This is a genomic window from Pseudomonas sp. FW300-N2F2 (genome assembly GCF_017351655.1).
Lineage (GTDB): Bacteria > Pseudomonadota > Gammaproteobacteria > Pseudomonadales > Pseudomonadaceae > Aquipseudomonas > Aquipseudomonas fluorescens_AA.
In genome coordinates, this window is record NZ_JACNDQ010000003.1 from 238011 (window position 1) to 250436 (window position 12426).

Genomic DNA, 12426 nt, shown 5'->3' on the forward strand with positions numbered 1-12426 from the left:
CCCGGCTCAGTCGATTCTCGGCACGGTAAAGCGGAATTCGCTGCCCTGGCCTGGCTGGCTTTCGGCATGCAGTTTACCGCCATGGGCCTGGACAATCCCCTTGGAAATGTACAACCCCAGCCCGGTGCCGTTCGGGTTGCCCTCCTTGCTCGTCCAGTAGCGCTCGAAAACATGAGGCAACTGCTCTGGCGTAATCCCTTCACCGGTGTCGCGGACGCTGAACACGATCTCGTTCCCGACCGACATCGCACTGATGCCCACGGAGCCTTGCTGCGGCGTGAACTTGATGGCGTTGCCGATCAGGTTGGACAGCACCTGGAACAGCCGCTCGGGGTCGGCATTGATCCTCAGGTTCGGTTCGGCATTGAAGGAAATGTCGATGGCCTTGGCAGTGGCCAACGGCGTCAGCAGCGAGCAGGCGTCTTCGAAGATCTGGCTGACGTCCATTGGCTGGGGATTGATGGTGTAGCGCCCGGCGTCGATGCGCGAGGTGTCGAGCAGGTCCTCCAGCAGGGCATTCATGCGGCTGGTAGCCTGTTGCATGGTGTCGATGGCTGAGGCGATACGCTTGGAGCTGTGGGAACCGTCGGAGCTGAAGGCCTTTTGCATCATGCCGCAGAGCATGGAAATGACCGTCATCGGGCTGCGCAGGTCATGAGACACCACGGCCACCAGTTCATCGCGGGCCTGCACGGCCAGGCGCTCCTTGTGCACCTGGCGGGCCAGGTCGTTTTCCAAGGCCGAGCGCCGCAAGTCGTTGGCGGCGAACAGATCTCCATGGCTCCATTTGGTACTGATGCCGGCCATTTCGACTTTCCAGATCTCGAAAGACGTCCGGGGCCGCAGGCGCAGACCGGTCTCGCTGTTTTCCAGGTCCAGGGGTTTTTGTGGGTCGCCGCTCCATTGGAGGGTTTGCTTGACCTCGGGGCGGAACCACAGCACGCCGTTTTCCACAGGCTTGGGCAAGTGGATCGCCAGCACGCCGCTCGCCACGTCCTGATAAGCCTGGGCAGGTGCGAAGACGCTGCTCAGGTTGTGGTGAGAGAACACCGGCTTGCCGGTTTCCAGGATCCATTTGTGCAACTCGCGGATCTGCTCCGGTTCCGGGCACTGGCCATGACGGTGCAGTTTGTTGTCCTCGAAAATCGCGACGCCACTGGCGCCGGTCAGCTCCATGAGGCGTTGCGGCTCGTGGGACAAGCTATCGAAGACGTTGTCGCTGGACTCGGCCATGACCGCGGCGAGGACCTTGAGGTCTTCCAGCTTGGCGTCCCGTTGCCGAGTCAGTTCCAGGGTTTGCATGGCGCTGATCTGCAATGACAGCACCTGGCCAATAGTCTGGCAGGCCATGCGCATTTCATGGGGCACCAGCAGCGGCTGGCGATTGCCGCAACTGATCAGCCCCCACAAGCGTTCGCCCTCCATCAACGAGATGCTCATGGACGACAGTACGCCCATGTTTTTCATGTACTGGCGGTGGATCGGCGAGACGCTGCGCAGCGTGGCAAAACTCAGGTCCAGGGGCGCCTGGGTATCGGGCCGCAATTGCGGAACCAGCGGCACTGGCGTGTAGTCGGCGTTGGGGATGATCCGCAGCCAGTTGATGCGATACAGCTCTCGAGCCTGTTCGGGAATATCCGACGCCGGGAAAAACAGGCCCTTGTAGAGCTCCATCGATGGCGCGCTGGCCTCGGCAATCACTTGGCCGTGGCCTTCTTCCTCGAAGCGATAGATCAGCACCCGGTCGTAACCGGTCATGGCCTGGATTTCCTGCACGCTGATTTCGTACAGGGCCTGGAGGGTTTTCGCACTTTGCAGGCGTTGCAACATGCGGCCCATGTTGGCCTCGCCGCTGACCCCTTCGGGGCGATAGTCGCTCAGGTGCTGTTCCAATTCGACGATCAGGGCGCCCTGATGGCGATGCACCAGGGCGTCGAAGCGTTGTTGGTTCACGACAATGGCCACGGGCACGTTGTCGCTTTCCGGGGCGGCGCGACAGGCGATGAGGATCGCCTCGGCCTGTTCCAGCCCCAGCAGGGCGTCGAGTGTCTGGCCCAGCAGCCTGTGGGGATCCTGCGCCATCAATTGCAACACGTTGGCGCTGACCTGACGGATCACGAAATCGGGCTCGGACAGCATCAATAACACGCCATGAGGCTGGATGGTCCCGGGAAAGCGAATCGGTTCGTCTGCGCAATTGGCCAGCAGTTCTTCGAAGGCTTCCTGGTTTTCCGGGGTCATGACAATACCTTTTGGCTGTCCAGCCAGTGTTCAAAATGAGAGAACGTCGCCTTGGCGGCGCGTGTGACTTCGAACACCTGGGCCTGGCCAAGGTTCCTGTCGTCCAGGTATTGGAGGAAATCCTTCCAGCGCCGGCCGGTGAGTTCGCCATACACGTTGAGGAAGGCTGCTCCGCTAGAGGCGTCAAGCCCCAGCTTCTCGGCCACCCTACGCCGCAGGATCTGCCCCCCGAGCGTTGCACCTTCCAGCACATAGGACACGCCGAGTGCGGCGGCACGGGAGTCGATCAGCGGCAACGCCTGGCAGGTGGGCAGCGCTTCGATAGTAGCTGCTTCCAGACCCAGTGCCGTGAGATCCGCCCGCAGCACCGGAAGTTTGATCCGTAGGGATTGGTCCAGCCCGGTCGGCGTCAGTGCAAGTACATGAAGGCGTTGTTCCAACGGTTGATAGAAGCCGTAGTAGGCCGCCATCAGGCGCCGATACAGATCGAAGTCCAGCTGTTCGGAGAAAAACGGCAGGCGTTTTTCCAAGGCGATGTGCAGTTCAGCGGTTTCGCTCCGCAATGCCTGGATCAGAGAAGGGTAGGTAGCGGCCGATGACATGCAGGATAGAGTTCTTTGACTGGAGCGTTGCTGAAAGAAACGCATAAATCTTACATGGGTTTTTGGGTATGCAGTCATCGGGTGTCGGCCCTCATTTCCTCAAGTCGCTGCGCCTGCTTGCTGCTCGCCGAGTCGCGCCCGTTCGCGATTCAGCTCATTGCACAGCTCTTCTTCCGAGGGGAGCACCAGCTTGTATTGACTGGCGAACAATTGCTCATTGCCCTGCAATACGGAGTAACGCACCACCGATTCGTCTTTCTGGGCGCACAGAATGATGCCGACGGTGGGTCTGTCATCGGGGCCGCGCTTGAGGTCGTCGTAGAGGCGCACATACATGTCCATCTGCCCGATGTCCTGATGGCTCAGCTCGCCGAGTTCGTTGATCAAGGGGGCGAGCTGAGGGTCATCTTGGGGCGGCAGTGGCGTCATCGCAGTGTCCAACCATTGAGAGGGGCGGACTGCAAGGATGCATCAAGCGATGTTTCGATGATGCCGGACGGGGCTGATTGCTTGGGAGGAAAAATAGTGGATTGACGCAGGACGGGTATGACGCCGCCCCATGTTGGTTGACCTTGGTTTGTAGGAGCTATCCCCGCAGGGCGTCATCCATCGTGGCCCCGGTCTGATAGTCAGTCCTGGCCTTGCGTCAGCGCCTGGGAGGCAGCCACATAATCGGCCTGGAATTGCTTGCTTTCCACCCAGTCCAGCGCGGTCTGCTCATCCACGCCCGTGGTCAGACGGCGGTATTCGATCAATGCGGTAATGATGAAATCGGTCGCTTCTTCCTCACCTTCCTGTTCCAGCACCAGCGCCAGCAGGGGATGGGCCAGGAACGCTTCGCACAGCGCCTTCTGGCTGACCTTTTCGGCGGCACTCATTATCTGGAACAGTTCCGTCAGGTCCACGGTTTCCAGATCGATGCGCTCGTCGTTCGGGTCCAGGAAATCGTTCGGCGCAGCAGCACGCCGAGTGCGGTTCTGCTTGGCTTTCGCCTTGGCGCGCTGGCTGCGCTTGTGCTGTTTGTTCGCCGATGACATGGTCGGATTCCTGATGGATAAGGCCATCTATCCTACAGCCTCAACGCCGACGCTTCGAATCTCAATCCACGACGAAGAGCGTAGCCCCCGATGAGGTGGAGGGTCGATGAGGCGGCGCAAGGAAATCCCGGGCAATAAAAAACCCCGATCAATTGCTTGATCGGGGTTTTCGGTATTTGGTGCCCAGAGACGGAATCGAACCGCCGACACGGGGATTTTCAATCCCCTGCTCTACCGACTGAGCTATCTGGGCAACGGGGCGCATTAAACGGGTTTTTCAGGGGGGCGTCAAGCAAGTTTTCAAAAAATATTTAACTATTACCGTCGCTTACGATCCGCCCCCGTGCTGAACAGCTTATTCGGATGGCGGTACGTAGCCTTCGGCCTTGGCGTAATCTTCGCCGGAAAAGTACTTGTCCATCTCGCCCTGAAGGTACTTGCGATCTTCGGCGTTCATCATGTTCAGGCGTTTTTCATTGATCAGCAGGGTCTGGTGTTTCTGCCAGTCGGCCCAGGCCTTGGCCGAAACATTGTCGTAGATGTCCTGGCCCTTGGCACCCGGGAACGGCGCACGTTCCAGGCCTTCCAGTTGTTCTTTGTACTTGCGGCACATGATGGTGCGGGTCATTGCAACTCTCCTGCGTTCATTACGGCGGCCGCGCGTTCGAGCAAGGTTTTGACCGGGGCGGCAAGGCCCAGGCGCGGCGGGGTGGCGAGGTTATACCAGAGCCAGTCGGCCTCGGCCACGTGATGGCCGGTTTCCCGGACCCGGACCAGCCAGGGTTCGATCGCCAACTGGAAGTGGCTGAAGGTGTGCACCAGGCCTGGCATTTCGTGTTGGCTGCCCAGTTCCAGCGAGTGTTGCAGGGCCAGGTGTTGCAGGTCGTCGAGGTCGTCGAGTTCCGGCAGGCTCCACAGCCCGCCCCATAGTCCGGTGGAAGGGCGACGGTAAAGCAGGATCGCGCCCTCGTGGTTGGCCAGCATCGGCATCAAGGTGCGCTTTTTGGGCACCTCTTTACGAGGCTTGGGAATCGGGTAGCGGGTTTCCAGGCCCAGCATGTGGGCCTCGCAGCCCTGTTTCAGTGGGCAGAGCAGGCAACTGGGCTTGCTGCGGGTACAGAGTGTCGCGCCCAGGTCCATCATCGCCTGGGTGTAGGCGTTGACCCGGTCTTGTGGCGTGAAGCGCTCGGCGGTGGCCCACAGCTGTTTCGCCACCTTGGGTTCGCCCGGGTAGCCTTCCTGGGCGGTGAAGCGCGCCAGTACCCGCTTGACGTTGCCATCGAGGATCGGCGCCCGCAGGCCCATGCTGATGCTGGCGATGGCACCGGCGGTGGACAGGCCGATCCCCGGCAACTCGGTGAGCTTTTCCACGTCCCGGGGGAATTCGCCGCCGTACTGCTCGACGACGATTTTCGCGGTTTTCTGCAAGTTGCGCGCACGGGTGTAGTAACCCAGCCCGGTCCACAGGTGCAGCACTTCGTCCTCCGGCGCGGCGGCCAGGGCTTGAACGGTGGGCAGCGAGGCCATGAACCGGTCGAAGTAGTTGAGCACGGTACTGACCTGGGTCTGCTGCAACATGATTTCCGAGACCCACACCCGATAAGGGGTGATGTCTTGCTGCCATGGCAAGTCGTGGCGCCCGTGGCGGTCGAACCAGTCCAGTACCGCGGAGGAAAACTGCTCGGCTCTCATCGCTTGAACAGCCCCTTGAGCGCGTCTTTCAGCTCGGGACTGACCTTGTCGCCGAGCTTCTCCTCGATCTTGTCGCCGAGGCGGTCGCCGGCCAGTTTCGCCGCGACCTTGCCCAACCCGTCGTTGTCCAGGCGGCAGGCCTTCGCCCCCAGCTCCAGTGGGCCGCGGCAGCGCAACGGCCATTCGACGTCGACGTAGCGTTCGTTGACCTGGCAGGCCGGGTCGGGCATGTCGCTCTTGTCGCCTTCGACGATGACGCCGACGCGGTAATCCATGCCCAGCACCCGCAGGTCGATATCGCCGTTGCCGTTGACGGTCATGCCGGGGATGCGGACTTTCAGGTCCGGGTTGTGGGCAACGCCGTTGTTGAAAGTGAGATTGCCGTTGAGTTGCTGGAACGGCGTGTCCTTGCCCCGGGGTTCGCCGCTGAGGGACTTGCGATTGAGGGTGGCGATGCCTTTGCACAATTGCTGTTCGAGGTTGGCATTGAGGAGCACGCCATCGTTGATGACGAACCCGGCGTTGCCGTTGAGGCTGTCGATCAGGGCCTTCTGGCTATTACCGGTGGCGGTGATCGCACTGTTGACGGTGACCAGGCCTTTGACCGGCGGATTCTTGCCCTGGCTTTCGATGATCTTCTCGGCAGGGACCCGGTTGATACGGGTTTGCAGGCTCAACAGTGGGGTAGGTTGGCGCACATCCAGGGTGCCCTTGGTTTCGAAGTTGCCGCTGTACAGATCGCCCCGCAGGTTCTCCAGGGTCAGCAGGCCGCCCAGGCCGGTGGCCTTGAGTGCGGCGTTCTGGATCGGCAGTTTATCCAGGGTCAGTTGCCCGAAGGTCAGGTCGGCATCGAGGTCCAGCTTGCTCAGGCGCTCCACAGGAAACAGCCGATCGTTACTCCAGGCGCCCTGGGTCGGCGCGCTTGGCAGCGGTGAGTTGCCGACACCGGCCATGGCGCTGGCTTCGGTGTTGCTGACTTCGGCCTCACGGGCCGCCTTGGAGCTGTCGGCGTCGGCGGATTTTGGCGGCAGGTAGCGGTCGACATTGAACGTGTCGGCCTTGAGCTGCACGCGCAGGGCCTGCTTGGCAAAGTCTTGCACGGCAATACGACCGCTGAAGTTGCTGTCGTCGAGCTTCAGGTTGATGTTGTTGAATTCGACGCTGGTCGGCGTGCCGGCAATGCGGCTGGCCAGCTCGACCTTGCTCAGGCTGCCTTCGGCCATGGCCGGAAGTGTCTGGCCGACGCTGTCGACGAATTTCGCCAGATCGAACTGGGCGATCGACACCCCGCCATTCAATTGCGGAGTTTTGTCTAGGTCGTTGACCTTCAGTTCACCCAGGGCACGCAGTTGATTGAGGGACAGCTTGATGCCGGTCCATTCGGCGACGTTGGCTGCCTTGTCCAGGAACAGCTGGCCTTGGGCCGCGAAGTTCAGTGACTTGCCTTGCAAGGGGTCGCCGGTGGCTTCGCCGGACAATTTCAGGTCTTCGAACTTGTAGCGCTGCAAGGCGCGTTCGTAGCGCAGTTCGCCGGTGATCTCGGTGCGCACGCGCACGGCCGGCTGGTTGCTGGACAGGAACGCGGTAAGGGTGACCGGGATGTTGGTGGAGTCATGGACCGGGCCGGTGCTCAGTTGGATGCTTTCGGCGGTGAACAGCTTGCCGGTCTGCTCGTCGGTGTATTCGACCCGGGCGTTGTTCACCGTCAGGCTGTCGATGTCCAGGCGGGTCGGCTGGGCCGGTTTTTCCGCCGGGGCACTGGTGGTGGGAGCAGGCTGTTCCGTCGTTGCTGGCGCGTTCGCCGTCGTCGCCGAGGCCGGCACCTTGCCGATGTCTTCCCAGTTACCATGGCCGTTCTTGTCACGGTTGAGCCGCAGGTTCAGGCCTTCGACGCGCACATCGCTCATCTGCACTTCCCGGCGCAGCAGCGGGATCACCCGGACCGAAAGACCGAGCATCTGCAGGTCGGCGAAAGGTTGGGTCGGATTGGCCAGGGTCGCGACGCTGGCATCGTGCAATTCCAGACCCAGCCATGGAAACAGGCTCCAGCCGATATCGCCATTGAGGGTCAGCTCGATGTGGGCCTTGTCGCGGGCTATCTGGCGGATCTCTTCTTTATAGTCGTTGGGATCGAACAGGTGGGTCAGGGCAAATCCCAGGGCCACGATGATCAGCAACAGCCCGAGAAGTACCAGACCCAGGATTTTGCCGAACGCTTTCATGGGCGAATCCTTGTAGGTTGAGTTCAAAATTTAGCCTGGGAGTATAACGCTGTGGATTGCCGGTGCGTTGGGCGATCGCTTTTCGATCCTTCGCCGCCAGCCAGGCCATTGCTGTCCCGGTGCTCTGGCTTGCAGGCGCACGCCGGGGCCAGTGTGCAGGCATTGCTGAAAAATAAACCGTTCGCCCCCTACAGAAAGCGAACAATAGTGCGATAAGACAGATGACACGAAAAAGGTGATATCACTTTGATTCTTCTGTCGCGATCAAATGGTAATCTTTATCCGTTCGTCCGCCCTTCTGCGACTTGATGTCGCACACTATGGAGCTTCACCGGAAAATACAGCCATGCCTGCGTGCAATGAAGGCTGAGGGTGACGCGTGGCTGACGAACCATTCCAATAACTGGGGGATACACAATGAGCACGAGCATCACGGCGGGCGGCGTCGCCGACCAGCCTGCGTTCCTCTCCAAGGAACGCATTATCGCCAAGCCCGGTTTCAACCGGTGGCTGGTTCCACCGGCCGCACTGGCCATTCACCTGTGCATCGGCATGGCCTACGGCTTCTCGGTGTTCTGGCTGCCACTGTCCAAGGCCTTGGGTATCACCAAGCCTGTGGCTTGTGCAGCGGATATGAGTTTCATCTCGCAAGTCTTTTCGTCCCAATGTGACTGGCCGATCTCGATGCTCGGCTGGATCTACACCCTGTTCTTCATCTTCCTGGGTTGCTCGGCAGCCATCTGGGGCGGCTGGCTGGAACACGCCGGGCCACGCAAGGCCGGCGTTGTATCGGCCTTGTGCTGGTGCGGTGGCCTGCTGATTTCCGCGTTGGGTATCTATACCCATCAGATCTGGCTGATGTGGGTCGGTTCCGGGGTGATCGGTGGTATCGGCCTGGGCCTGGGCTACATCTCCCCGGTGTCGACCCTGATCAAGTGGTTCCCGGACAAGCGCGGCATGGCGACCGGCATGGCGATCATGGGCTTCGGCGGTGGTGCGATGGTCGGTGCTCCACTGGCCGCGGCGCTGATGAACCATTTCGCTTCGCCGACGGGCGTGGGCGTATGGCAGAGCTTCCTGGTCATGGCCGCGATCTACTTCGTGTTCATGATCGGTGGCGCCTTGTCGTACCGCGTCCCGCCGACCGGCTGGAAGCCTGAGGGCTGGACCCCGGCACCGAAGAAAGCCGCGAACGCGATGATCACCCATCGCCACGTTCACGTGAATGTTGCCTGGAAAACCCCGCAATTCCGTCTGGTATGGCTGGTGCTGTGCCTGAACGTATCCGCCGGTATCGGCATCCTGGGCATGGCTTCGCCACTGTTGCAGGAAGTGTTCGGCGGCAAGTTGCTCGGCAATGACCTGCCTTTCGGTCAGCTGGACGCCGTGCAATTGGGCCAGATCGCGGCCATCGCGGCCGGTTTCACCGGTCTGTTGAGCTTGTTCAACATCGGCGGCCGGTTCTTCTGGGCCTCCTTCTCGGATTACCTGGGTCGTAAAAACACCTATTTCGTGTTCTTCGCCCTGGGCTTTGCCCTGTACGCGCTGATCCCGAACCTGGGTCACCTGGGCAGCGTCGCGCTGTTCGTGGCGGCGTTCTGCATCATCCTGTCGATGTACGGCGGCGGTTTCGCCACTGTGCCGGCCTACCTGGCGGACCTGTTCGGTACGCAAATGGTCGGTGCAATCCACGGTCGCCTGCTGACCGCCTGGGCTGCCGCGGGCGTGCTGGGTCCGGTGCTGGTGAACTACCTGCGTGAATATCAACTGAGCATCGGCGTTGAACGCGCCGCGGCCTATGACATCACCTTGTACATCCTCGCCGGCCTGCTGGTGTTGGGCTTCCTCTGCAACCTGATGGTCCGTCCGGTCGCCGACAAGTACTTCATGACCGACGCCGAACTGGCCGCCGAACAGGCGCTGGGCCACGACAAGGGTGCCGACAGCACCACGTCGCTGGAGTGGAAAGCCGCGCCGGGCACCAAGCTCATGGCGATCGCCGCCTGGCTGGTGGTGGGCATTCCGTTGGCGTGGGGTGTGTGGGTGACCCTGCAGAAGACGGCGGTGTTGTTCCGCTAAGACCGTTGCCCTGACCAACAGGACAGGGCAATCCTTGTGGGAGCGAGCTTGCTCGCGATGAGGGTATGTCAGTCGACATCATTGTCTGCTGACCCACCGCCATCGCGAGCAAGCTCGCTCCCACAGTCGTTTTGGGTGAAGGCAAAGACTTGTATGGACATGTCTATCACCGACAGCCCGGGATTCAGCCCGTCAGTGATGTCACCTCTTGTGTTTCTGTTTGCCGCTCGCGCCCCTATAATGGCTGCCTTTTTCGCCCAATGATTTTGCGGAGCTGGTGATGGCCGAACGTAAGGCGTCTGTCGAGCGCGACACTCTGGAAACCCAGATCAAAGCCTCGATCAACCTGGATGGCACCGGAAAGGCCCGGTTTGATATCGGTGTACCTTTTCTTGAGCACATGCTGGACCAGATCGCCCGTCACGGGCTGATCGACCTGGACATCGTCAGCAAGGGCGACCTGCATATCGACGACCACCATACGGTGGAAGACGTTGGTATCACCCTGGGCCAGGCCTTTACCAAAGCCATCGGCGACAAGAAGGGCATCCGTCGCTACGGCCATGCCTACGTGCCGCTCGATGAAGCGCTGTCGCGGGTGGTCATCGACTTCTCCGGCCGCCCGGGCCTGCAGATGCACGTGCCGTATACCCGTGCCACCGTCGGCGGCTTCGACGTCGACCTGTTCCAGGAATTCTTCCAGGGCTTCGTCAACCACGCCAACGTGACCCTGCACATCGACAACCTGCGCGGGCACAACACCCACCACCAGATCGAAACCGTGTTCAAGGCTTTCGGCCGCGCGCTGCGCATGGCCGTGGAGCTCGATGACCGCATGGCCGGCCAGATGCCTTCCACCAAGGGCGTCCTGTAATGCAGACGGTCGCGGTTATCGACTACGGCATGGGCAACCTGCACTCGGTGGCCAAGGCCCTCGAGCACGTGGGCGCCGGCAAGGTGCTGATCACCAGCGATGCTGACGTGATTCGCGAAGCCGACCGGGTGGTGTTCCCCGGCGTCGGCGCGATTCGTGATTGCATGGCCGAGATTCGTCGCCTGGGCTTCGACAAGCTGGTGCACGAAGTCAGCCAGGACCGTCCGTTCCTCGGCATCTGCGTGGGCATGCAGGCCTTGCTCGATCGCAGCGAAGAGAACGACGGTGTCGATTGCATCTCGCTGTTCCCGGGCCAGGTGAAGTTCTTTGGCAAGGGCCTGCACGAAGACGGCGAGCACTTGAAGGTCCCGCACATGGGCTGGAACGAAGTGAAGCAGACGGTGGATCACCCGTTGTGGCACAACATTCCGGACTTGGCGCGTTTCTACTTCGTGCACAGCTACTACATCGCCGCCGGCAATGCGCGGCAGGTGGTGGGCAGCGGTCACTATGGCGTCGATTTCGCCGCGGCCCTGGCCGATGGTTCGCGCTTCGCCGTGCAGTTCCACCCGGAGAAGAGCCATACCCATGGCCTGCAATTGCTGCAGAACTTCGCGGCGTGGGACGGGCGCTGGTAATGGCCCGCAAGAAACCGCCGATCCTCACCCTCACGCCCGAGCAGGAGAGTGAAGCGAACCGCAAGATCCAGCGGTTCATGGAGGAGCGTTTCGAACTGGACCTGGGTTCGTTCGAAGCGGCGGAAATTCTTGACCTGTTTACCCGCGAAATTGCGCCGCACTATTACAACAGGGCGATTTTCGATGTGCAGACGCACCTTAAAGAAAGGTTCGAAAGCATTGAAAGCGACTTGTGGGCGCTCGAGAAAAATTGATTTTCGAGCCAAGCTGAATATTCGTATTTGAAGGTTTGCCAGATGCTGATTATCCCCGCTATCGATCTCAAGGACGGCGCTTGCGTACGTCTGCGTCAGGGCCGCATGGAAGACTCCACGGTGTTTTCCGATGACCCGGTGAGCATGGCCGCCAAGTGGGTGGAGGGCGGCTGTCGTCGCCTGCATCTGGTCGACCTCAATGGCGCCTTCGAAGGGCAGCCGGTCAATGGCGAGGTGGTCACGGCCATTGCCAAGCGCTACCCGAACTTGCCGATCCAGATCGGTGGCGGTATTCGCTCGCTGGAAACCATCGAGCACTACGTCAAGGCTGGCGTGAGCTACGTGATCATCGGCACCAAGGCGGTGAAGGAGCCTGAGTTCGTTGCCGAAGCGTGCCGCGCGTTCCCGGGCAAGGTCATCGTTGGCCTCGACGCCAAGGACGGTTTTGTCGCCACCGACGGCTGGGCTGAAGTCAGCACCGTGCAGGTGATCGACCTGGCCAAGCGTTTCGAAGCCGACGGCGTGTCTGCCATCGTCTACACCGACATCGCCAAAGACGGCATGATGCAGGGCTGCAATGTCCCGTTCACCGCCGCCCTGGCTGCCGCCACCAAGATTCCGGTGATCGCTTCCGGTGGCATCCACAACCTGGGTGACATCAAGGCACTGCTCGACGCCAAGGCGCCGGGCATCATCGGTGCGATCACCGGTCGCGCGATCTACGAAGGCACCCTGGACGTCGCCGAGGCCCAGGCCTTCTGCGACTCCTACAAAGGCTGAGGACTCA

The 12426-nt window shown here is 60.9% G+C and carries 11 protein-coding genes, 1 tRNA gene and 1 pseudogene; 5 read left to right on the forward strand and 8 right to left on the reverse strand.

Annotated features, from left to right (window positions below; all coding sequences use genetic code 11):
- Positions 1–6: 6 nt before the first annotated feature.
- The 8 genes and pseudogenes from J4E63_RS21905 to J4E63_RS21940 form a co-directional block, all read right to left on the reverse strand.
- Positions 7–2241, reverse strand: coding sequence for an ATP-binding protein (locus J4E63_RS21905; protein WP_207283350.1), 2235 nt, complete (start codon positions 2239–2241; stop codon positions 7–9).
- Positions 2238–2843 carry a biliverdin-producing heme oxygenase gene (locus J4E63_RS21910; protein WP_207283351.1) on the reverse strand — a complete coding sequence of 202 codons (606 nt, stop codon included), beginning with the start codon at positions 2841–2843 and terminating at the stop codon, positions 2238–2240. Before J4E63_RS21910 ends, J4E63_RS21905 begins: the two co-directional genes overlap by 4 nt.
- A 99-nt stretch (positions 2844–2942) precedes the next feature.
- Positions 2943–3215, reverse strand: a pseudogene (locus tag J4E63_RS21915) (PDDEXK nuclease domain-containing protein); the annotation flags it as partial.
- A 257-nt stretch (positions 3216–3472) separates the two neighbouring features.
- Positions 3473–3880: a hypothetical protein gene (locus J4E63_RS21920; RefSeq protein ID WP_060739619.1), complete on the reverse strand. Its 408-nt coding sequence runs from the start codon at positions 3878–3880 to the stop codon at positions 3473–3475.
- A 177-nt stretch (positions 3881–4057) separates the two neighbouring features.
- Positions 4058–4133, reverse strand: a tRNA-Phe gene (locus J4E63_RS21925).
- A gap of 102 nt (positions 4134–4235) precedes the next feature.
- A complete protein-coding gene (locus J4E63_RS21930) occupies positions 4236–4508 on the reverse strand; it encodes an oxidative damage protection protein (protein ID WP_060739617.1) in 273 nt (90 codons plus the stop codon).
- On the reverse strand, positions 4505–5572 hold the full coding sequence (mutY, locus tag J4E63_RS21935; RefSeq protein ID WP_060739616.1) for an A/G-specific adenine glycosylase: 1068 nt from the start codon (positions 5570–5572) through the stop codon (positions 4505–4507). Before mutY ends, J4E63_RS21930 begins: the two co-directional genes overlap by 4 nt.
- Positions 5569–7794 (reverse strand): AsmA family protein, encoded by a 2226-nt coding sequence (locus tag J4E63_RS21940; RefSeq protein WP_207283352.1) that lies wholly within the window; start codon positions 7792–7794, stop codon positions 5569–5571. Before J4E63_RS21940 ends, mutY begins: the two co-directional genes overlap by 4 nt.
- A 417-nt stretch (positions 7795–8211) precedes the next feature.
- Here J4E63_RS21940 and J4E63_RS21945 point away from each other — a divergent pair, with 417 nt between their 5' ends.
- The 5 genes from J4E63_RS21945 (at position 8212) to hisA (ending at position 12419) form a co-directional block, all read left to right on the forward strand.
- A complete protein-coding gene (locus J4E63_RS21945) occupies positions 8212–9873 on the forward strand; it encodes an OFA family MFS transporter (protein WP_207283353.1) in 1662 nt (553 codons plus the stop codon).
- Between the two features lie 280 nt (positions 9874–10153).
- Positions 10154–10747, forward strand: a complete 594-nt coding sequence (gene hisB / locus J4E63_RS21950; protein ID WP_003186751.1) for an imidazoleglycerol-phosphate dehydratase HisB — start codon at positions 10154–10156, stop codon at positions 10745–10747.
- The gene (hisH, locus tag J4E63_RS21955; RefSeq protein WP_024619262.1) at positions 10747–11385 is read left to right on the forward strand and encodes an imidazole glycerol phosphate synthase subunit HisH; all 639 of its coding nucleotides are present in this window, start codon (positions 10747–10749) and stop codon (positions 11383–11385) included. Before hisB ends, hisH begins: the two co-directional genes overlap by 1 nt.
- A complete protein-coding gene (locus J4E63_RS21960) occupies positions 11385–11639 on the forward strand; it encodes a DUF2164 domain-containing protein (RefSeq protein WP_003186749.1) in 255 nt (84 codons plus the stop codon). Before hisH ends, J4E63_RS21960 begins: the two co-directional genes overlap by 1 nt.
- A gap of 42 nt (positions 11640–11681) precedes the next feature.
- Entirely contained in the window at positions 11682–12419 is a 738-nt protein-coding gene (gene hisA, locus J4E63_RS21965; protein ID WP_060739613.1) for a 1-(5-phosphoribosyl)-5-[(5-phosphoribosylamino)methylideneamino]imidazole-4-carboxamide isomerase, read from the forward strand.
- The last annotated feature ends 7 nt before the right edge of the window (positions 12420–12426 follow it).